Origin of the sequence: Variovorax brevis, assembly GCF_030317105.1 — a bacterium.
GTDB classification, from domain to species: domain Bacteria; phylum Pseudomonadota; class Gammaproteobacteria; order Burkholderiales; family Burkholderiaceae_C; genus Variovorax; species Variovorax brevis.
Genome location: NZ_JASZYG010000018.1, coordinates 43,058 through 64,260, shown reverse-complemented (window position 1 = coordinate 64,260; position 21,203 = coordinate 43,058). Strand labels below are relative to the sequence as shown.

Annotated in this window: 23 protein-coding genes; 17 read left to right on the top strand and 6 right to left on the bottom strand. The window is 63.6% G+C overall.

Annotated elements, in window-relative coordinates:
* Positions 1-71 precede the first annotated feature (71 nt).
* Together QTI66_RS32870 and QTI66_RS32865 are read left to right on the top strand one after the other, a co-directional pair.
* On the top strand, positions 72-5,057 hold the full coding sequence (locus QTI66_RS32870) for an autotransporter outer membrane beta-barrel domain-containing protein (protein ID WP_286564575.1): 4,986 nt from the start codon (positions 72-74) through the stop codon (positions 5,055-5,057).
* A gap of 468 nt (positions 5,058-5,525) precedes the next feature.
* A complete protein-coding gene (locus tag QTI66_RS32865) occupies positions 5,526-5,717 on the top strand; it encodes a hypothetical protein (RefSeq protein ID WP_286564574.1) in 192 nt (63 codons plus the stop codon).
* Between the two features lie 71 nt (positions 5,718-5,788).
* Here the strand turns inward: QTI66_RS32865 and QTI66_RS32860 are convergent, their stop codons facing one another.
* Together QTI66_RS32860 and QTI66_RS32855 are read right to left on the bottom strand one after the other, a co-directional pair.
* Positions 5,789-6,184 carry a response regulator transcription factor gene (locus QTI66_RS32860; protein ID WP_286564573.1) on the bottom strand — a complete coding sequence of 132 codons (396 nt, stop codon included), beginning with the start codon at positions 6,182-6,184 and terminating at the stop codon, positions 5,789-5,791.
* Between the two features lie 720 nt (positions 6,185-6,904).
* On the bottom strand, positions 6,905-7,678 hold the full coding sequence (locus QTI66_RS32855; RefSeq protein ID WP_286564572.1) for a hypothetical protein: 774 nt from the start codon (positions 7,676-7,678) through the stop codon (positions 6,905-6,907).
* Between the two features lie 245 nt (positions 7,679-7,923).
* Between QTI66_RS32855 and QTI66_RS32850 the strand changes: the two genes are divergently transcribed.
* A complete protein-coding gene (locus QTI66_RS32850) occupies positions 7,924-8,520 on the top strand; it encodes a TetR/AcrR family transcriptional regulator (protein ID WP_286564571.1) in 597 nt (198 codons plus the stop codon).
* Between the two features lie 214 nt (positions 8,521-8,734).
* Here QTI66_RS32850 and QTI66_RS32845 read toward each other — a convergent pair whose 3' ends face one another.
* Complete coding sequence (locus QTI66_RS32845) at positions 8,735-8,866, bottom strand: hypothetical protein (RefSeq protein ID WP_286564570.1); 132 nt, start codon at positions 8,864-8,866, stop codon at positions 8,735-8,737.
* Between the two features lie 146 nt (positions 8,867-9,012).
* Positions 9,013-9,189: a DUF3606 domain-containing protein gene (locus QTI66_RS32840; RefSeq protein WP_286564569.1), complete on the bottom strand. Its 177-nt coding sequence runs from the start codon at positions 9,187-9,189 to the stop codon at positions 9,013-9,015.
* A gap of 521 nt (positions 9,190-9,710) precedes the next feature.
* Between QTI66_RS32840 and QTI66_RS32835 the strand changes: the two genes are divergently transcribed.
* A complete protein-coding gene (locus tag QTI66_RS32835) occupies positions 9,711-9,968 on the top strand; it encodes an ATP-dependent DNA ligase (RefSeq protein ID WP_286564568.1) in 258 nt (85 codons plus the stop codon).
* A 334-nt stretch (positions 9,969-10,302) separates the two neighbouring features.
* Entirely contained in the window at positions 10,303-11,463 is a 1,161-nt protein-coding gene (locus QTI66_RS32830; protein WP_286564567.1) for a hypothetical protein, read from the top strand.
* A gap of 558 nt (positions 11,464-12,021) precedes the next feature.
* On the opposite strand, the gene QTI66_RS32825 is transcribed toward QTI66_RS32830, so the two are convergent.
* Complete coding sequence (locus QTI66_RS32825; protein ID WP_286564566.1) at positions 12,022-12,627, bottom strand: terminase small subunit; 606 nt, start codon at positions 12,625-12,627, stop codon at positions 12,022-12,024.
* 218 nt (positions 12,628-12,845) lie between these two features.
* Here QTI66_RS32825 and QTI66_RS32820 point away from each other — a divergent pair, with 218 nt between their 5' ends.
* From QTI66_RS32820 to QTI66_RS32765, 12 genes are all read left to right on the top strand, one after another.
* Positions 12,846-13,088 carry a hypothetical protein gene (locus QTI66_RS32820; RefSeq protein WP_286564565.1) on the top strand — a complete coding sequence of 81 codons (243 nt, stop codon included), beginning with the start codon at positions 12,846-12,848 and terminating at the stop codon, positions 13,086-13,088.
* A gap of 77 nt (positions 13,089-13,165) precedes the next feature.
* The gene (locus tag QTI66_RS32815; RefSeq protein WP_286564564.1) at positions 13,166-13,435 is read left to right on the top strand and encodes a hypothetical protein; all 270 of its coding nucleotides are present in this window, start codon (positions 13,166-13,168) and stop codon (positions 13,433-13,435) included.
* A 61-nt stretch (positions 13,436-13,496) separates the two neighbouring features.
* Positions 13,497-13,808, top strand: a complete 312-nt coding sequence (locus tag QTI66_RS32810) for a hypothetical protein (protein ID WP_286564563.1) — start codon at positions 13,497-13,499, stop codon at positions 13,806-13,808.
* Complete coding sequence (locus QTI66_RS32805; RefSeq protein ID WP_286564562.1) at positions 13,805-14,068, top strand: hypothetical protein; 264 nt, start codon at positions 13,805-13,807, stop codon at positions 14,066-14,068. The genes QTI66_RS32810 and QTI66_RS32805 overlap by 4 nt, the downstream gene beginning before the upstream one ends.
* Positions 14,065-14,247, top strand: coding sequence for a hypothetical protein (locus QTI66_RS32800; RefSeq protein ID WP_286564561.1), 183 nt, complete (start codon positions 14,065-14,067; stop codon positions 14,245-14,247). Before QTI66_RS32805 ends, QTI66_RS32800 begins: the two co-directional genes overlap by 4 nt.
* 89 nt (positions 14,248-14,336) lie before the next feature.
* Positions 14,337-14,531 (top strand): hypothetical protein, encoded by a 195-nt coding sequence (locus QTI66_RS32795; protein ID WP_286564560.1) that lies wholly within the window; start codon positions 14,337-14,339, stop codon positions 14,529-14,531.
* A gap of 2 nt (positions 14,532-14,533) precedes the next feature.
* The gene (locus tag QTI66_RS32790; RefSeq protein WP_286564559.1) at positions 14,534-14,764 is read left to right on the top strand and encodes a hypothetical protein; all 231 of its coding nucleotides are present in this window, start codon (positions 14,534-14,536) and stop codon (positions 14,762-14,764) included.
* A gap of 12 nt (positions 14,765-14,776) precedes the next feature.
* Positions 14,777-15,016 carry a hypothetical protein gene (locus QTI66_RS32785; RefSeq protein ID WP_286564558.1) on the top strand — a complete coding sequence of 80 codons (240 nt, stop codon included), beginning with the start codon at positions 14,777-14,779 and terminating at the stop codon, positions 15,014-15,016.
* A 316-nt stretch (positions 15,017-15,332) separates the two neighbouring features.
* Complete coding sequence (locus tag QTI66_RS32780) at positions 15,333-16,220, top strand: hypothetical protein (protein ID WP_286564557.1); 888 nt, start codon at positions 15,333-15,335, stop codon at positions 16,218-16,220.
* A 282-nt stretch (positions 16,221-16,502) separates the two neighbouring features.
* On the top strand, positions 16,503-18,860 hold the full coding sequence (locus QTI66_RS32775; RefSeq protein ID WP_286564556.1) for a primase-helicase family protein: 2,358 nt from the start codon (positions 16,503-16,505) through the stop codon (positions 18,858-18,860).
* A gap of 21 nt (positions 18,861-18,881) precedes the next feature.
* Complete coding sequence (locus tag QTI66_RS32770; protein ID WP_286564555.1) at positions 18,882-19,184, top strand: hypothetical protein; 303 nt, start codon at positions 18,882-18,884, stop codon at positions 19,182-19,184.
* A 334-nt stretch (positions 19,185-19,518) separates the two neighbouring features.
* Positions 19,519-19,722, top strand: a complete 204-nt coding sequence (locus tag QTI66_RS32765; protein ID WP_286564554.1) for a hypothetical protein — start codon at positions 19,519-19,521, stop codon at positions 19,720-19,722.
* 727 nt (positions 19,723-20,449) lie between these two features.
* On the opposite strand, the gene QTI66_RS32760 is transcribed toward QTI66_RS32765, so the two are convergent.
* Complete coding sequence (locus QTI66_RS32760; protein WP_286564553.1) at positions 20,450-20,848, bottom strand: hypothetical protein; 399 nt, start codon at positions 20,846-20,848, stop codon at positions 20,450-20,452.
* Between the last annotated feature and the right edge of the window lie 355 nt (positions 20,849-21,203).

The following is a 21,203-nucleotide window of genomic DNA, read 5'->3' as shown; positions in this document are numbered from 1 at the left end:
CGTCGCCGGCACGGGCCGGAGGCAAACTTGTCTCGTCCAGATTGCTCACGGTCGCGCTTCTCACAATAGTGTTGGCGCCCGCACAGGCCCAGACAATCGTCGGCCCCAGCACATCCACGCAGACCCTGTCGACCGACACCGCCTATTGGCTGAATCCGGGCACGAGCGTGTCTTCCACGACCGGGGACGCCCTGATCATCAATGGTATTGCGCCTGTCACCTTCACAAACGGAGGAACAGTCAACAGTTCCACCGAGGGTTTTGCCGCCGCATTCCGCTTCAATGCCAACGGGTCGCTGGTCAACCAGAGTACAGGACAGATACTCGGGCACACCTATGGCGTGGTATTCAGGGGTGGCGGCCCCAATAACAACATCACCAACTTCGGCGACGTCAGCGCCAGGGTAAGCCAACCGATCAGCTACGAAGGATCGTCCGGCGGAACGGTCGAGAATTTCGGCACCATCAACAGCGGCGCGATCCTCACGACGCCGAACGGCATTTGGCTGGATACCACCGGCACGGTGACCATCAACAACCATGCCGGCGCCACCATCGTGTCCGGCACAGGTCACCATGACTTCGGGGTGGGTGTCTACAACCTCAGGGCTGCCACAACCATCAATAACGAGGGCACGATCCTCGGATCGGCGACGGCGGCTCCAACCGCAGGCATCCTTTTTGACAGCAGCGCTTCCTCCAGCGTGATCAACAATTCCGGCGTAATCAGCGGGGTCACCGGTGTGTTGGTCGGGAACAGTGGCAACAGCATCTTCACCGCCGGAACAATCGGTGGCAGCGGCGGCGTAGCCGTTTCGATCACCGGCAGCAGCAATACGCTCACGCTCGGAACGGGGTCAGTGCTCAATGGCGATGTATCGAGTACCGGCGCGAACAACGTCCTGCAGATGCAGGGGACAGGCAGCGAGGACAGCACTATCACGGGCTTGAACAGCCTAGTGATGGCCGGCACCGCCTGGACGCTGAGTGGCGCGGTTACGACGACCGGGACAACCGCCGCTGCGACCAGCATTCAGCGCGGCACGCTGACCATGACCGGCGCGCTAACGAATCGTGGCGCCGGCGGCGGTACGACGATTGCCAGTGGAGCGGCATTGAAAATTGGCAATGGCGGCACGACGGGGAGTGTTGTCGGCAATGTGATCGACGACGGCACGCTGGCGTTCAACCGCTCGAACACGCTCGATTTCAGCGGCGTCATTTCCGGTAGCGGCGCGGTCAGCCAGAACGGCACCGGCACGACAGTCTTGACTGGCACCAACACCTATACCGGCGGGACCACGATCTCGGCTGGCATCCTGCAGCTCGGCAATGGCGGAACGAGTGGTTCGATAGTTGGCAACGTCACCAACAACGCCGCGCTGACCTTCAACCGGGCAGACGCGCTCACATTCGGCGGGGTGGTTAGCGGGACCGGTTCGCTGACCCAGGCGGGCACCGGCACGCTGACGCTCACCGGCGCCAATTCCTATGCCGGCATCACCACCATCAGCGCAGGCACCGTGCAAATCGGTGCCGGCGGCACCAGCGGCACCATCACCGGAAACATCGTCGACAACGGGGCGCTGGTGTACGGTCGCAGCGACGCGCGCACGTATGGTGGTGTCATCAGCGGCACGGGCACCGTGACCCAGGCCGGCAACGGCATCCTGACCCTGAGCGGCTCGAACACCTACACAGGCCTCACGAGCGTCAACGCCGGCGTGCTGGCGGTCAACGGCACAGTCGCCGGCAGCGCGCAGATCAACACCGGCGCGACGCTGCGAGGCACCGGCACGGTGGCCGGGCAGGTCAACGTGGCTGATGGCGGCCATCTTTCACCGGGCAACAGCCCGGGCACTTTCAACGTGGGCACGCTGGTGCTCAATCCCGCTTCGCAGATCGACTACGAGCTGGGCCTTCCCGGGCAGGTCGGCGCAACCCAGAACGACCTGACCAACGTGGCCGTCAACCTCACGCTCGACGGCACGCTCAACCTTGCCAATCTTGGCGGCATGTCGCCTGGCACTTATCGCGTGTTCAACTACAGCGGCACGCTCACCGACAACGGACTCGCGGTCACGGGGTCGCTGCCCGCACGCTTTGTCAGCAGCGACTTCCTGGTCGACACCGCGACGCCAGGCCAAGTCAACCTGATCGTCCAGTCGGGTGGCTTTGCGCTGCAGTACTGGGACGGCGTGAACACCACGTCCAACAACGCGGTCGATGGCGGCACGTCGACATGGAACACCACAACCACCAACTGGACCAACGCGGCCGGCACGGTCAACGCGCCCTGGCAAAGCGGCTTCGCCGTCTTCCAGGGCATCGCCGGGACCGTCACGCTGGGCCAGAACATCGCTTTCGAGGGCATGGAGTTCCGGACCACTGGCTACACGATCGAGGGCGGCGGCTTCACACTGGCGGGCGAGCCGGTGACTATCATCCGGGTCGATCCACTCGTCACCGCCACCATCAACGCACCCATCGTCGACGGCGCGAGTGGGGCAACCCGGCTGGTCAGTGCCGATACAGGCCTCTTGGTGCTGGGTGGCGCCAACACCTATTCCGGTGGCACCGCAATCAACGGCGGCTCGGTGCAGGTTGGCGCCGACGGCAACCTCGGCGCAGCCAGCGGCGGGCTCAGCCTGAACAAGGGCACGCTGGTCACCAGTGCGAGCTTCGGCAGCGCGCGCAGCGTCGATCTGGGCAGCGACGGCGGCACCTTTGCGCCCGCAGCCGGCACGACCTTGAGCCTCACCGGCCCCATTTCCGGGCTTGGCATGCTCACCCAGGGCGGCAGCGGTACCCTGGTGCTCGCGGGCGCCAACAGCTACGCGGGCGGCACCCTCCTGGGCAATGGCGTGCTGGCAGTCTCGACCGATGCCAATCTGGGCGCACCCAGTGGCCCCCTCGAATTCGGCGGCGGCACCTTGCGCGCGGACGCCGACTTGAGCGTTGCGGCCACGCGCCCCGTCACCTTCGATGCCCCGGGCGGCCGCATCGACACCAACGGCCATACGGCCACGATCGCGCAGACCATCGATGGCAGCGGCGGGCTTACGAAGCTCGGCAGCGGCACGCTGGTTCTCGCCGGCAACAACGCCTACGAAGGCGGCACGACCATCAGCGCGGGCACCTTGCAGGTCGGCAATGGCGGCAGCGCTGGCTCCGTGGGCGCTGGCGACGTCATCAACAACGGCTTCCTCGCCTTCAACCGCAGTGACACCAGCACCGTGAGCAACGCGATCTCGGGCGCGGGCGCGCTGCAGCAAAACGGCCCGGGCACCACCGTGCTGACAGGCACCAACACCTACACAGGCGGCACGACCATTTCGGGCGGGACGCTGCAACTCGGCGATGGCGGTGCCACCGGATCAATCACCGGCAACGTCACGAACAACAACGGCACGCTCGCCTTCAACCGCAACGACTTCCATGCCTTCGACGGCGTCATCTCGGGCAGCGGTGGCGTGAGCCAGACCGGTACGGGCACCACCGTGCTGTCGGGCGCGAACACCTACAGCGGCGCCACGACGGTCGCCGCCGGCACCTTGCGCGCAGCTTCGGCCAATGCCTTCAGCGCCAACTCGGCCCACATCGTCGCGCAAGGCGCAACGCTCCATACCGGTGGCTTCAACCAGCGCGTGGCGGCGCTGGACAACGCCGGCACGGTGAGCCTGGTCAGCGCCACCGCGGGCAGCACGCTCACGGTCACCGGGGCCTATATCGCCCACAGCTTGCTGCGGTTGGGCACCCAACTGGGCGCAGATGGCAGCCTGAGCGACCGCCTGGTGCTCGACGGTCCAGCGGCGAGCGCCAGCGGCAACACCTCGATCCAGATCACGAACCTGGGCGGGCTGGGCGCCCTCACCACGGGCAACGGCATCGAAGTGGTGAGCGGACTCAACGGCGCGACCACCACCGCGCAAACGACCCGCAGCGCCTTCAGCCTGGCCAACGGCCATGTGGACGCCGGCGCCTATGAATACCGGCTTTACGCCGCCGACGCGCAGGGCGCTGGAGAGAACTGGTACCTGCGCTCCACCGCACCGCCAGTGCCGACAGCGGAACCGCTGCCAACCTTCCGCGCGGAAGTCCCGCTGCTGGCGGCCTTGCCGGCGCAACTGCGGCAGGGCGACCTCGCGATACTGGGCAACCTGCATCGGCGTATCGGCGACGAGGCCCCGTCGGCCCAGGGACCGGACTCGCAGCAAGGCGCGCCATTCAACACACGCCGCGCATGGGGCCGCGTGGTCTACACCGACCTGGACATCCAGCAACCGGGCGTCGCCCAGGTCCAGGCCGAGGGGCACGTGAGCGGGCTGCAGGCCGGCACCGACCTGTGGGCCAGCGGCTACTGGCGCGCCGGCGTCTATGTGGGCTATCTCGATGGCGCCGCCGACGTCACCGGCAATGCCCGCGGCATCACCGCCCGCGTGGGCCGCAACGACCTGCAATCGCGCTACCTGGGCGGGTACGCCACCTGGATGGACGCGAGCGGCCTGTACGTCGACAGCGTGCTGCAGGGCGGCAGCCAGCGTTTCACCATGCGCCCCGACGGCAATCCGAACGTCTCGGGCAAGGCCAGCAGCTTCACGGCTTCCGTGGAGGCGGGCAAGCCCTTCGCGCTCAGCGAGCGCTGGAGCATCGAACCGCAGGCGCAGATCGCCTGGCAGCACAGCAACGTGGACGACATGGTGCTCAGCGGCGCGCAGGTTCACCAGGACGCCGCCGACGGCTGGATCGGGCGCCTGGGTCTGCGCATCAAGGGCGACATCGCCACCGGCGCCGGTCGGCTGGAGCCCTACGCCCGCGTGAACCTGTACCGCGCCAGCTACGGCGGGGACGTGGTCAACTTCATTGGCCCGGCGGGGTCCATCCCGATCGAAAGCGCAAGCGGCTACAGCGCCGCCGAGGTGGCCGCCGGCGCCACGCTGGCACTGACGCCCACGAGCAGCCTCTACGGTGAGATCGGCCACCTGTGGGACATCGGCGGCGACGCAAGCGTCAGGTTCTCCGTCCAGGCCTCGCTCGGTATCAAGGTGCGGTGGTAGCGGCCCCAATGCTCCCAGCATTTGCGGCGGAGCCCTGTGCAGCGACCACCCGTGTGGGGACGGTCGTTCGTCGATCGGGCGCAACCCCGGAACTGCAACGCCGAACGACGGCTTTGGCTTGCACGGCGGGCGTTGATCGCAACATCTTGTCAGACAGCAATGGGCCCTGAACGCCATTTCGCGATTTTGGGAAGCAGCCCTTCGTACGCGACGGCGTCCTTGGAGACCTCTGCGCCAGAGATTTGCTCACCGTCCCCAACTCCGATTTCCTCGATGATTTCGGCGAAGGTCAAGTTCCGAAGTAGACCAGTCGGTCGCGACGAAGAACGCCGAATGTCAGGTTGCTGCGACAGCTGTCATTAGCCAGCGAATTTCGGAAGACAGCACTCAGTCTCGACCTGCCGGACGACCGGCGCGACCCGAGGACTGCTCATGGCCGTGAAGCGACTTTGACATTGTTGCGTCAAGATGAACCGCCCCCTCGCCGGCCCTACTCGGCTTCCAGCCGTTTCAGGTACGCCCGATCGCGGCGGCGGGGTCAACCTCGCCTTCGTCGTCGGCAATGCGGCGCAGCTCATCAAAGATCCGCGCGCGGGTTGCGATCTCGTGCTTGAGCCCATGGGCATGGACAATCTGGTTGACGCGCACACCCACCGTTGATCAAGGAAAGCCAGGTGTGGGCCCTCAGTAAGGTCGAGTTTTCAGTTCCAAGAACATGGGCGAACCGGGGGTCAACTCTCTAGCCCGGACGCCCCAGCGGACTCAGCATTCGCGAGGTCTGCGATGTAGTCCCGCGCCTGCTGGAATTCAAGTCCCTTGTCGAAGTACGCAAGGGCGCCGGCATCGATGTAGCTCTTGCGCACGGAAATCCAGGCAAACTGCGAAAGCACGACCACCTTGATTTCCGGGCGGTGCTGCTTGACGTAACGCAATACGTCGAGTCCACGGTCCTGTCCCCGCAAGTTTGCGTCTAGGACGATGAGGTCCGGAGCGTTCGAGGCGATGGATGCCAGCGCACCAGCCACGTCTTCTGCATAGCCGACGACAAAGACGCCTGGTGCCGCGTGCAGCAGCGCGCCGAAGCTTTTCTGAACTGCCACGGAGTCGTCAACCACCAGCACTTTCATGTCGCATCTCGCGCTTTGACCCTGTCGCTCAGCAAGCCATATTGCCCGGCATGGGGCCGCACACGGTGAGGATGGCCGGCGCGAGAAGCCGCGAGAAGCCGCGAGAATGCGCTGGGCTCAGGGGCCATGCGGCGCGCCTCGATGTGGATCGCCTCGCCGGCCTCCAGCGCGAACTCAAGATCCTCGACCTTCACATGCGGGCGGGCGCAGTGGTGCAGCAGGTGGCTGCTTTGATTGCGCGGTCATGGCGCCTCCGGGTTGTCAAGTGAGGGAAGGAACGGGTGGGGGTGGAAGCGCGCCTCCGCTTGGGCGGTGGCGTCGCTCACGGAATCGGCGGCGGCCTGCGCGGCCTCCCCTTTGTCGGGGCCGTCCAGCAGGGCGCTGGCCGACACCACGGGGGCCAGGATCACCGCGCCGAGCCACGGTAGGGCGACTCGCCCGATGGCTCCCACGACCGCCGCGACCCTGAATGGGTCGCCTCGGAGGTGACCAGGGGCGGCTCGTCCTTGGCATTGGCTTCGGCAAGCAACAGAACGCGCGACCTTGTGGGGTGCCCTGTGTCGAGTTGGCAGACGCAATCCGGCGCCACGAGCGCGCACAGCACGACGACCGTGGCCCGCACGGCGCGAACGAACTAGGGCCGAAACAGGCAATCGGCTCCGATCAACCGCCTACTTCGTCGAAGAATTCGCGCTGCCCACTTGACAGAGAAAAGCCATGTCACCGCTTGATGCCGGCGGCCAAGGTTCCCGAAGTGATGTCGGCGTTGTGGACAATGGTCAAGAAGGCTTTCCGGCCAGCGTCGTAGATGCCGATTCCGGACAGGGTCACCCCAGGGAAAAGGCAGTTGACACCCGTGGAGGTCCAGGTCATGTCGAACACGTTGCCCTTCGACTTGGGCTGCACCGTGCCGCTGGTGGAGCAGCCAGGCTCGCTTGAGGACAGGGCGCCTGCAGAAGTGACTGTGACAACGCCACTTCCGACGGAGCCCTCCGAGGCCATGAGCGCGAAGTCATACACCCCAGCTACGGCGGCCAGGGAGGGGGTCAGTTCGTAGTCGGTACTGTACGTGCCCGTAAACTGGGTCGTCTTGCCGCCGGAAACAAAGGTGCCATTGAACGAGGTCTTCGCAACGTAGCTGGCAGTGAGCGAACCGCTGCGGACCCCTTGCTCCACAACGAAGTCCTTCGCCACAGTGCTCGTGTATGTTCCGTTCGAGGCGCTTCCACGGGCGATCACGACTCCGCCAAGGTCAGCGCGGTCAGGGGTGGTGTATATCGCGTAGCTGCGACCGTCATCAAGGACGACACCAGTCACATCTGCCGTGCCGGCTTTGCCCTTGTAGAAGCCTTCGGGGCCAGCGGCAGGCGGGGCCTGGACAAGCGTCTGGGCGGCCGCCTTGTTGTCGCCACCACCGCCGCCACCACCACATGCAGTCAAAACGGCCGCACTGGCCAGCACGACGAGCGGAAAACCAAAAGCCTTCAAGAACATTTCTGTCTCCATTTGCAATCGTTACGGGGACTAACGGCCTGCACTAACGCAAGCGGGACAAGAATACATTTTGTTTCATACACGTAAACTTAGGTGTAAGACTTACGGGTTTGTCCGATTTGCGACGCGCCGTATCCCACGTCCGCCCTAGACTCTGCGCAACGACGATGCCCAAGATTTCCCGCCCCGAGATGCTTGTAGCCTTGCCTCGTGTCAGGCGTGGCAATGAGGACGATGCTCAGCGAATGCGTACGACGCTGACCGAGACGGCACTGGCCCTCTTTTCCGAGGGCGGCCTTGACGCGGTGTCCATGCGCGGCCTGTCGGCGCGCCTGAATATCTCCGCCATGACGCCGTACCACTACTTCACCGACAAGGCGGATCTCTTGAGCGCGCTTTGGCAGCATGTGCTCAAGGACCTGTACAAGGCGGTCGCTCGAGCGATTGGAAAGCAGGCAGGAGCGCGGGCGCGCCTCAGGGCGTACATCGACGCTTTCCTGCGCTACTACGAGACGCACCCGGATGAATACCGTCTCGTGTTCCTGACGCAGCATGGGGCCCACAAGTCCGAGAAGGCCGGTGCGAACCAGGCGAGCATCTTTGTCGAACTGAGAAGCCTATTTCGACGCACCACAACCGAATTTGCGGCCGAAATCGGCGCGGGTGCTGACCACCTGAAGATTGCAGAGGATCTTGTGTTCATCGCTCAGTTGGGATACCTGCAGGCTGCTTTGCTCAACAGGCGCTATCCATGGAGCAAGCACACCGCGTTGCGCTCAGCCTGTGTCAACCAGACTGTGCTGATGGTTGAGCGCTGCTTGATCAATGGCGCCGAGGGCTGAAGGGCGCTGCGCAGGTGGCGCTGCCGCAGGCGCGGGATGGCGTAGGGGCCGCCGCTTTTTCAACGTCGCCGTATAGGAGTTTCTCTCCAGGGGGTGGTGGCCAAGCGCCGAGGGGCGGTGCCGAAGAAGCGGTTCAAGCGAAGCCCTCCGGCTGGGCTCGTTGGCTCGCGGGCAGAGGGAATTACGCACGATCTGCACGCCCCCTATGCTGGCCCTATCCGCCCTCCAGCGCCTTGAGGTACGCGCTGATGGCGGCGGGGTCATCCACGCTGCCGTCGTCTGCGATGCGGCGCAGTTCATCGACGATGCGCACGCGGGTCGCGTTCTCATGTGAGCCCGTGAGCACGGGGCGATCTGGTTGACGCGCACCCTCACCGTTGATCAAGGAAGGCTGGGTACGGGCCCAATCGCGCCGTCGGCGCCCGACTTGCATTGAGCGCCGCAGAATGGACGCGCACCCAGTAGATTGGAAGGGATGCTTGCCCCTATCGGCTACTTCGCCTTGATGTATTCGCGCACCTTGTCAGCGGAGTTGCCGACCGCCTTGACTGCGGCGCGTAGTTCTTCCTCGGTGCATTTGAGCGATTCCGTCCACGATCGGACTTCATGCTCCTCGCCAAGGGCGATGAGCTTGCGATCAAGGGCGGTTTTCTTCGGATCGTCTGCCATGTGAGTCTCCAACAGGTGGGCACGATGCGGGCCAAGCGCACGCTCAGCTGCTGCGAGCGCCTGCAGACGTTGAATCCAATACTCTCGGGACGGCATGGGTCATCTTCCGCGTTTTTCTGACAGCGAAGAACGCGACTTTCCCGCATGGTTGAGCGATGACGCTCGATGAATTCCCACCCATGCTGCTTGATGAACGCCCGCTGAACCTCGACGAAGCAGGGTGGCTCTACGAGATCAAATTCGACGGGCACAGGGTCACAGCGATGTTTGGGAATGGCAAATGCACCCTCCGGACGCGCAATGGCGCCCGTGCAACCACTTGGTTCCCTGAGATTGGTCAAAGTCGGCCAAGGTGCCAGGAGGTCCCTATGTAGCGGACGGCGAAGTCTGCGTGCTTGATGAAATCGGCCGCAGTGACTTCAACCTGTTGCAGGAACGCGCAAAGCGTCGGAAGTGGGTCGAGGGCCTGGCGGTGGTCTACTGCGTGTTCGATCTACTCGTGGACAACGGTGATCCGATCGTTGGCGAGCCTCTTCGTCCGCAAGGCCCGCTTGCGCGAGCTGTTGCACCCGTCACCACAGAGCGTGCTGGTCGTGGGTCACTTCGAGGAGGGTGCCCGGCAAATGTTCGATTACGTTGTCCAAGAGCTCAAGCAGGAGAGGCTTGTCGCCAAGCGTGCCGACAGTGGCTACCGGCCAGGTGTGCGGTCGGCTGACTGGGTGAAGGTGAAGCGAAAGGGTGCTATCCCGGCAGAACGTTTCAAGCGCACCAAGGGATAAGGGGGCGACGCAGTGCCTCGCGAAGCGAACGACGCACTTGGGCCCCAAGCCGAAGTTCGACTCTCTCCAAAGCGGATGCTCACGGGCGCGCCGCCGCGCTCGGCAAGCCGATCGTGACGCCGAAGGATCTGCCCATCCCGTTCGTGGCCAGCAATGGCGGATTGCCGGTTGCGCCAACGCCGACTACTACGAGTCACTGATCGCGCTGTCGCCAACCTGAAGGTTGTGCACTTGAGATGGACGATGCACCATTGCGGCACGCCGAACTTTTGGGGTCTTCCATGTTGCACCGCGTCTCTTGCGTCCCAGTGCGCGCTGTGCGGGGCCAAGCGCCGTGACCCGCGCCACCTGCCCCTACTGCTGTGCCCCCTACACACCAGGGGCAAAAGCCTGCGGCCACTGCGACGCGCAGTTCCCGTGGGCTGTCGAGGCCGAAACCCTGCGGCAGGAGATGAAGGAGCGCGAGACCAATCGAGGCCGCGCGACGGCGACCCTTCTTACCGAGGTGATCGAGGCCGGAAAGGGTGGCAAGCCAGTGTCAATAGCGGCGGTGAAAGGGTTCGCCTTCGCCTGGCTGTTTCCGCGGACCATGATCGTCATCGGATCGGTCTTGGCAACGCTGCTGCTGGCGGCTCAGACTTGGGTCATCTGGAACCAGACCTCGATGCTCGAGGCGCAGGCCAAGACATCAAACCTCGACCGGGCCGAGAAGCTGCGCTTACGAATTGAGGAAGCAACTCCTATCGTCCTGAGGCTCAGCGGGATGCGGCTAGGTGCCGATGCGGTCGCCGGGCCAACGACATGTGCCGATGCGTGCCTGGATGGCTCGCTTCAGGAGGCGTATCTGACACTGAATCGCGCCCTTCCGCTGGAAGACGAAATAACCGTTGCGGATCCCTCTAGAGCTGCACGTGCCCTTGCCCACGAACTGAGGTTCAATGAAGGTCTGATGGTGCAAATGGAATCAGCTCAAGTCGGGTTCGTCCAGGAACCGCCCACCTCGCAGGTTGTTGAGAGCCCCAAGAGAAGCTTGGGGTTAACACCCAGCGATCTGAATCGTTGGAGACCCGCGATTCAAGCGGTTGTGCGCGATGCGGTCCGCCGATGCGCCTATCCTGCAGCGGATGCACGAGCATTGATACGGGCACTCCAACTGCTTGATTTTTGGATAACGCCGCATGGCGTCGATGAATGGAGGATCGACGTGATCATCAATGAAAGCTTGCCTCGCAACATAGAAGCGCTGAAGTATGAAGAGTCGCTCGAGATCCCACTGGCCCTGGCGGCTGGAGCTGAGCAACCCCGCGGCGCGAGCCCAAGTTATGGGACCCTGAAGGGGCACCTCAGGGATGTCCGCCTCCAGGTATCGAAGCGCGTGCAGGCCTTGTGGGCACGGTGCTCATCGATGGTTCAGCGCGATGTGGCCGAGATGGAGCAACTTGAGGGAGCGAACCGAGCAACGAAGCAGCAAGGCGCCGCCGCGTTGCTCCGATAGCGTCAAGTCGGTCAGTGTGCACACGATTGGCTTGTTGTGAGTCAGCGACGAAGGGCCGCTCTTGGCCGTCAGTCGACTTCCTGGAATGCGGGTCGATACGCGCCGTGAATTGTCTTCCCCGGTGCCATTTTGTGACGGAAGCCAACACAGAGATTGGCCCCGACGAGGCAGAACAACACGAAGATCGCTTTGATGATGTGGTTCGATTGCAAGTACCGCATGTTGGCCGCTGTAGCCGGATCGCGCCGAGACAACACGGCTTCGAGTGCGAGCACTTCAACACCAATTTCAGTTTCCCCTTGCTCCGTTCAACTGAATCAGCATCGCCGCTCGCTTGGCTCTGGTCAGCGCCACATAGAGCAGCTTGCGCTGGTTCGGAACGGTGCATCATGGCGAAGTGAGCAACTTCACGGGCGTCCATATGGTTGCACTGCGCCGACACAGTCACGCCCAGACTCAGTACACGATCGCGCGGCGACGAAAGCAGCGCTTCGAACATGGCCAAGGGAGATCGGCTGTGGCTGAAGCTGCCGCACAGGGTGCAGCCGGTCTCTTTGCTCATTCGTTTTCCTCGTCGTCGGTGTCGTCGGAGTCGTCGGAGTCGTCGGCCAGCAGCTGGGGCGCGCCCGTGCTGATGGATTGCTGGATGAGGCGCACCAGGTCGGCATCGCTCATCGAATTCATGCGCTCCAGCATCACGTTGCCCTGCACGTTGATGTTGAGTTCGCGCTTCACGGGCTCGTAGTAGCCGGCCATCTTCCCGATCTCGCGCGCCGCGGAGACCATGGTGGCCGGCTCGCTCATGAGCTTGGCCATGTCGAACGCCTCTTTGTGCATCTCGAACACGGCGCGCCGGGTGAGCGTGTTGTCGACCTCGAACTTCTCTTTTTCGGCGGCGATCGCGGCCTGGATGTTGGGCATCTGCACCATGCGGTAGCCGTAGCTGGTCGCGGTGGTGAAGCCCGCCCGGGCCATCGCGTTGGGGACGGAGTCGCCCTGCCCCACCGCGACCGCGAAGGCCTTTTGCTGGGCCGTCAGGGGCTTGTTGACGTCGACCGTCGCCGCTCCGGCGCAGGTGTTGGTGCGGTTGGACTCGCGCAGCTTGGCCACGGCGGACGCCGTCTTCGTGACCTTGACGCGTTTCTGGCTGGCGGTGGTGCCCATTCGATCTATTTTAGATCGAAGAAAAATTTTTTAGAAAATTTTTGGCGGATATGCCGGCGTGAGCCTCCCTTGGGGCCTGCGCTCGCGCGCGGCCCCGGGTTCGGATTCGGGTTCACAGCGCCCCGAAAAGGAGTCTCTTGTGCATCCCCCCGGGCAGCAAGCTGCCCGGGTTTCCCGCGTGCCTTGAGCAGTTTCGCTCGGCATCTAGGAGACAGATCGTGAGCACCTCAACCATTGGTGGAAAGCTCGGCGTTGCCATCGGTAAGTCGGCTGCGTACGCAGCGCACGGCGCCTTGCGCTGCGCGCAAGGCACCGGGCGCTTCGGTCAGGACCTCATCGAGGGCACGACCGATGGCTACACCGCGAAGGCCGCGGAGTTGGCCAAGCACCGCGCCAAGCTGCTGGCGGAACGCCAGCAGCCTGTCGCTGTCACCGTCACGCGTCGCACCGCGCGCGCGTGATTCGCCGCCAGCCCCCTGCCGGGGGCTGGCTCCCCCGTTGGAGATCATGGGCCTTGTGGGCCTGAAGGAGAGTCGTCATGGCACGTAAGTCTGAAGCGCTGGTGGCCGCCGAGGCCCGCATCGTCGAGTTGGAGGCCGCGGTCGCGGCGCGCGATGCGCGCCTCGCCTTGGCCGTCAAGGCGTTCAGGGAGTTGCGCGAAGCCAAGCTGGTCGCGCGCCACCCGGCGCCCCCCACCCCCGGTGACACGCCGCAGCGCAGTTACTGGACCGATCGCAACGGCGATCAGTGGATGCGTGAGCGCATCCAAGGCAGCCGCGTGAACCGGGTCGTCCGCGTCACGCAGTAATCGAAGATCTAAGCGCGAACGCGCTTAGATCTTCTCAACCCCGCACTATGGAGATGCACTCATGATGATTGAAGCCGTGCTCGTTTTCGGGCTCATGAACATCGCGTTCGAGTTCGTGCTCTTGAGCACGCTCGCGCCGCGTACGCGGTTGCGCGTGCTCGGCAGCCACGGGGCGTGCGCCGCGGTGCACGTGGCGTTCCTCGCCGCGAACCTCGCGATTCATTGGGGCACGTTGATCGGGACGATGTCGGCCATCTTGGCGTTCATCAGCTCGATCGCCACCGTGGCCATGGCCCAGAAGCTCTTCGGGACCATCGTCGGTACGCAGTACACGACCGGTCTCATCCGTTACCAACGCAAGGAGTTGATATGACCCGCCGTGAATACACCGCGGTGATGGCGCGGCTCGCCCGCCTTCGCCGCACGCCGTCGAGCAAGCTGCACAGGCTGCTCATGTTCTGGAGCATCGTGGTGATGTACGCCGTCATGTCCGTCGTCACCAGCGTCGCGTGCATCTACGCGTGCGCGCAGATCTGGGGCTACCCGCTCACCATCGGGGTGGGCACAGTGAGCTCCATCACCTGCTGGCTGATGCTGCAAGCCATCATCTCGCTCGCACGGAGAGTGCCATGAGCAAGGCCCTGCACCAGCAACTCGCGCAGTTGCGCCGTGACAGGGCGCACGAGGACCGCAACGCCGGTGTGTTGCAGGACGAGGACGATCGCATCGCAGTGCTGCAAACCATCGCGCGCCGGCGCAAGCGCACGCCCTTCATCGTACGCATCGCGCGTGCGTTTTGGCGCTGGGCCTGACCCAAGGCCCAGAAAACCCCGGGCAGCAAGCTGCCCGGGCTTCCCGCTTTGTGCGGGCGATCTTGCCCTTTGGTTTATGGAGGGCAGAAATGCCGCAATCACGACTGGAGCAGCGTGGATGGATCACATGCACGCAATGTCGGCGCAACGACGTCGAGGTCTACCGGCGCAACAACGGGGAATGGCCCACACGGGCCATCTGCGATGGCTGCGCCGAGGACAACGAGGTCGATGACGCACAGGAGCGCCAGATCCGGCGCTGGGAAGAGCGAGAGGAGGACTGACCATGGGCATGCAGGTCCACTTCCACCGCGCTGACCTGCCGGACGGCGCGCAGGTCAGCCGCGGCCCTGACGCCGATCCGTACCACTGGTACGTCGACTACAGCGGCCATCGCCTGCACGCCACCAGCGACAAGGGCGAGAGCTTCTGGTTCGACTGCGGCTCGCGCAGCGAACACCAGATGCGCCAGATCACGCTGCTCATCGAGTGGCGTTGCTGTTTCAACGCATCCTGAAAGGAGAGCGACATGAAAGGCATCAAGGTCACGACGATCCGGCCGCGGCCACGCGCCGTGCAGTACGAGCCGCGCACCACGGCCTACAGCCGCTTGTCGCAGGAAGACAAGCACGCGTTCGACGAGGCCATCAGCACGCCCGACCCGTACGCGGTGCTGCGGGCCAAGACGCTGCACCTCGCAGAGCTCCTCGACTGCACCGAGGCCGAGGCCGAGCGAATCATCTTGGAGCGCCTTGGCTCCACCGACTGAAAGGGCAACACATCCAACCCTTCCGATCCCGACGCGTTGGTGGCTACGCTGAAAGACCACCGCACGCAGGCTGAAAGCGCCGGCGCTCCCCTCCCCCCTCGCTCGCTTGTCCATCTCGCGAGCCGTGCATGACCGCTGCACACGCGCTACTTCAAGCCGACTCCACACCCCGATGACTGGCCGCGCATTGCGTCGGCCTAACTAGCGGGTGCGCGAGGCACAACCGGCACACGTCAATCCATCGGTTCGCGTCACCGGCCCAGCGTTACGCCGGTTTTTTCGTTTGTTCGTTCAACATAGCACTAGGAGTTTTCTCATGACTGATCCACGTTCGTTTTCCGTGTCGCACTTCGACCTGTTCGAGTACATCCGCACGCTGCCCCAGCCGGAGGTGGCCGGGCAGATGGCGCAGGGCCTTGCTTGGAAGCTGGACACGCTGATGCAGCAGGCCTCGCGCTCGCTGTTCAAGTACGTCCGGGAGCACGCGCTGGAAGCACGCGCTGGCATCGACAGCCTGTCGGAACTGGACATCGCGCTGCGCGAGGCGGAGTTCGCCGAGCATTGCTTCAAGGCCGCAGGCACGGCGCGCCAGACCGACATCGACCTGATCGGTGAATGCTGGTACTTCCGCGAGGCCGCGCACAACATGGCCGCGGAACTGGTGGCACTGTGCACGGACTTCCGCGGCCGTCCGATGATCTACGAGATCCCGGACATCGACGCGGTGTTCTACGCCGAGGTGAAGATGAAGCTCAAGCCCGAGGTGCGCGAGCGCATGGTGAAGAACACCGAACGCCGGGCGGAAGCCTTTGGCCTCGACGAGGAGGACAAGGCACGCGCGATCCAGCGCAAGGTGCGCGTGAAGGAGCTGCGGCTGAAGGACATCGGGCTCACGCTCGAAGGCCAGTCCGGTGCGGTGTACGAGATGTTCAAGAACGCACGCCAGATGTCGGCACGCGCACCGGGCGATGAACTGAAGTTCTGGAACATGTCGATCGACACGCAGCGCGCGCTCATCGAGCACGCGATGACCAGCGCCGATCGCGCGGAAGAGTTCAGCGAGGACAACACGAACCTCACGGATCGTGAAGCCGACGACATCTCGATGACGGCGATGAAGGTCAACAAGGAATTGAAGACCGTGCTGAAATCGCCGCGCTTCGTGGTCGCGCAGCAGCAGGCTGACGCAGGCACGAGCGCCTGAGCGCAGGCTTGGCCGGAAGGCCAGGCATCGCGGGGGACGTTATGGGCAGAAGGATGGGCCTTACGAAAACGCGTCACGATCTCTAAACCAAACTTCCTCTATATCTACTACTCTTCTATATATCTATTTTTACTTCTAATTGTTTTGTTTTATAAGGTAGTAAGAGTAGAGGGTAGATAGAGGGAAACCACCATCCAGCCTTGTGGCCGAGCCCGTGCTCTAATATCTAACTTAGATCTTATTAGCCACTCTCACATGTTCCTGAATTTTCTGGAGGCCTCGGTGCCTCTCACCAAATCGTACAGCGTCGACGCCAAAGGCGCCCTCACCAAGACCCCGTATCCCTTCGTGTGGGAGTTCACCTCGCACACCAGGCCGTGCAAAAACCTGGCCGACTTCGATGCCCTGCTGCGCGCCCACGCCGCCAAGGGCCACTGCTTCCTCAAGGGTTCGATCGCCCGGCCGCTGGTGGCCGAGTCACGGGCCGGCTCCACCAACTCGAACGACACCACCGAGGTCCTGGTGCTCGACCTCGATGGCCTGCCGGAGCAGCACAACGGCAAGCCCCTGACCGTGGACGCCTTCCTCAAGGAGCTGGGCCTCGGGGATGTCTCGTACATCGTGCAGTGGTCCGCGGGGCACGGCATCGGCTCCAAGAAGATCCGTGCCCACGTGTTCATGCTGCTGGACCAGGCGATGCCTGCGCCCCTGCTCAAGCAGTGGCTCATCCAGAAGAACCTCGAAGTCCCGCTCCTCGCGGACGCGCTCACGCTCACCAAGACGGGCAACACCCTGTCTTGGCCGCTCGATGTCTCGGCCTGCCAGAACGACAAGCTGATCTACATCGCGCCCCCGAACTTGAAGGGCCTGAAAGATCCGCTCGCTGGGCGGCCGCGCATCCTGCCGGTCAAGAAGAAGAGCGACAAGTTGAGCCTGACCAGCGCAGTGAACTCGGTCGAGCGCAACCGCGTGCTCACCCATGCACGCATCACCGAGCTGCGCAAGGCGGCGGGCCTGGCCGTCAAGAAGGTCACCTACCAGGTCAAGCACGGCCAGGAAGTGATGAACAAGCCCGACGAGGCCACCATCACCGAAATGAAGGCCGAGCGCGGGTTCGTGTACTTCAACCTCAATGGCGGGGACAGCTGGGCCTACTACCACCCCGAGAACAACCCGGACGTCATCCTCAACTTCAAGGGCGAGCCGGGCTACCTCACCAAGGAACTCCTGCCTGACTACTGGGCGAACATCAGCACCAAGGCCACACGCACGAGCTCCAGCGGCCTCATGTACCTGGCGTTCTGCGACCGCGCCACCAGCGCCTACTGGCGCGGCACCTACAACAGCGCCACCGACCTGCTGGACGTCTACACCGCACGCTCGGAGACACAGCTGCGCGACTTCGCCGAGGACAATGGCCTGCGCTTGGGCAGCTTCATCCCGGAGTGGACGATGGGGTTCGATCCGCACGACAACGTGCGCGTGGACCTAGGCAACCGCACCATCAACACCTTCCAGCCCAGCGTCTACATGAAAGCGCCTGCGAGGAAGGGCCGCACGCTCCCCAAAACCATCGCCAAGGTGATCCACAACGCCTTGGGCAGCGACAAGGCCATCACCGAGCACTTCATGAACTGGCTGGCCTTCATCGTCCAGCAGAGGGACCGCACCAAGACCGCCTGGGTGCTGCACGGCGTGCCCGGCACCGGCAAGGGCATCATGATGAACAACATCCTGCGCCCGCTCTTTAGCTTGCACCACACGGCCGCGCGCCGCATGGACGAGTTCAACGAGAAGTACAACGGCTTCATGAGCCAGTCCTTCATTGTCTTCGTCGACGAGGTGCAGACCAAGGCCCTGCAGAACGAACGCGGCGTGATGGCCAACCTCAAGAACTTCATCACCGAGGAGTTCATCACCATCCGCGAGATGTACGCCTCCCCCAAGGAAGCGCGCAACTACACCAACTGGATCTTCGCCTCGAACATGAGCGACCCCGTGTCCATCGACAAGGACGACCGGCGCTTCAACGTGGCCAAGTACCAGAAAGCAAAGCTCGTGATCTCCGACGCGGAGATCGAGCAGTTGGAAAAAGAGCTGCAGGCCTTCCACGACTACCTCTCGTTCTACCCGCTGGACATCCCCAAGGCGCGCACCGTGCTGCACACCGAAGACCGCGACACCATGATCTCGATCTCCGAGCTCAGCGTGGACACGGTGGCCAACGCCCTCATCGAAGGCAACTTCGGCTTCTTCCTGGAGCAGCTGCCGGCCGACCAGAGCTACGAGCGCAACGCGCTGCAAAAGAACAAGGTGGAGGACTACAAGGATGTGCTCAAGACCATCCTGACCCGCACCGACACCAGCAACGGCTCGTGCTCGATCTCGCGCGAGGAACTGCGCGCCATGTTCGAGTACGTGGTGGGTGGCATGCCCAGCTCGCCACACAAGTTCACGTCCTTGCTCAAGCACCACCGCATGCACCTGAAGGTGGTGTGGATTCCGCCCAAGAGCGTGAACGGCGCCAAGGCGGACTGGAAGGACTTCAAGCAGTTCGCCAAGTACCAGGCCGAGCATTTCCCGGTGGCCGCGCCACCAAAGGCCCTGAAGCCCGCCAGGCACAAAAAACTGGCGGCATAACCCCCGTAGGAGTGACAGCCCATGGCTGACCTGAACAACCTGCCCACCCCCCACGAGGTCCTGGGCGAGCGCACCGACCCGCTGCGCGCCGTCATCGCCGAGCACGCGCTCACCGCGCCGTTCCGCAAGGACTGGTTCGTGGAGATCGTGCGCTACGCCCCCGAGGAGGTGGTGCGCCGCATCCCCTGCGGCAGCGAGCACAGCGCGTTTCGCGTGGACAGGGGCGGGAGCCCGCGGAGCCGCAGGCGCCCGCCGCTGGTCAGCAAAAGACAAGCGGCACCCGAAGGTGCCGTTTGCTGCCTACAGTCGCAGTGCATGCCGTAATGCTTCGTCCTGATCGTTGGCTGACCCGCAGGTATTTGCAAACGTCCCGCTCATCACGGGCGCGCGCCTCCATGATAAGCCGAGACGCCAACGCGGCGCCCGCGCACCTTTCAGGGTGGCCAGATGCAGCAAGCGGGGGACGCCGCGAGCGCGTTCAGGGACGCCGAGAGCGATGGCGTTAGCTTTACGGGGAGGCCAAGGCGAGATCTTCGGGCGGACCGAGTAGCAGCATGCACTTCACCGCCCAGGGCCGTCATGCTAGGACGGGCGCACACAGGCCCCGCCGTGCACGCCGTGACAAACGCGGTACGAAAGGATCGCTGTGGATTCGCCGGTGACGCGTACGATCAAGGCCATGACGAACCGCGAAACGCATCCCAGCAACGTCGTGGGACTGCCGACACTGCGTCTGGTGTGCGGGGGGATTTCGGCGCCATACAACGTCGGACGCGCTTCACCGGCCGCGGCAAAGACCACCTCGATCGAACTGGCGCGCATGCGCTCGTTGACCGAGTCATTCAAACCGCCCGCGACCTAGGCTGCGTGCTCGCGACGCGCCCGTCCGATGTGGTGCTACTGCTACTGCTGCGACAGCTCGCCGTCTCAAGCCCGCGTGCGCAGTAAAAGTAGCAGGTGTAGCAGAAGCAATCGCGGCGTCATGGGCGCCGGGCCGGCGACTTAAGGACGTTGGCGAAGATTGCGCAGGCTGACGGCCAATTGTGTTGAAAAACTCGTTTGAGGCAGGACGCGCGTCATGACCCAATTGCAAGTCGCATCGCCCGCGTGATGCATCGATGGCCGTCAGAGCCGCGCAACGGGTCTCTACCGGGATTTCCATTGAGGCTGGTCCTGCGGAGCACCCACGCATCACCGAGGGTTCTTGGGTCGAAATCAAGCACGAGACGGTGTTGCCTCCGAGTTTTTCAACACAATTGGCCATCACCAGCTATTCAATGTGCCTGTCAGAGAGAGGCCGCTCGCCGCCGCTCTGGACCCTCACCGGCCACATACGCCGTGCACCACGTACACCGTCGCTGCCCCGGTCTAGGAGTTGGCTCAAGTATTTCGTGAGGGTGCATTCAGCGGCTCCATGCCGCTTCGGCCGGTAGCCAAACAAATCAGCGCGGTGAATGAGTCTACGGAGTTTCCCCGAGGCGCCGCAGCACTCCAATATCACCTGGAGAACGAGCCCTCCGCGACAACTTCTTTACCGTCAACGCGAAGTTGGATATTGCCGCTTCGACCATTTTCTCCTGGCTTCCCATCTAGACCAGGATTTCCTGGTCCGGCGGTGGGGCCAGTTCTGCTTGCTGAGCGGCAATAGCCGACAGCTGCGCCCTCGGCACCGGCCGATCCAGGGTTACCCGGCGCGCCTGCCGAGCCCAAGGCACCACCCGCGCCACCACGACTGAGAATCTCCAATCGAACCCGCAGCGGCTCTTGGACGTCCACCCTGACGGCGCCGCCAGACCCGCCATTCCCACCATTTCCGCCGCGTCCACCGTCACCACCTCGTCCCGCGGCGCCGCCCCGACCTGGACCGGATTCGCAATTGCCAAGCCCAAGAAATCCCACGCCACTCTTAGACGGCAACCCTTGACCTCCATTACTACCGTCGCCACCATCACCTCCGCGGCCTCCCTTGCCTCCATCTTGACCTCCATTCGCGATTCTTAAATTGCTATCTATCCGTTGCGCGACGACTGAGATATCGCCCGCCGTGGCACCCATCCTTCCGTCAGTTCCGGCACCTCCCGGGGCGCCCGTCTGTCCATCTTGTCCAATACCGCCATCTCGCCCCGTCTGCCCGCGTTCTCCCGCCCCACCATCAGAGGCGCTATTCTTATAAGAAGTAATTAGTACCGTCCCGTGCTTGCTAGTGACGTGGCGACCACGCAGATGTAAGGCAAATCCGTTCGTAACGATCGTCTCTGGGAGTTCGAGGTCGCGATCAAGTGCCCCGATTTCCATGTCGCGAGTCAACTCCGCAGTATTTAAGACTATGGGCGATGGCACCGC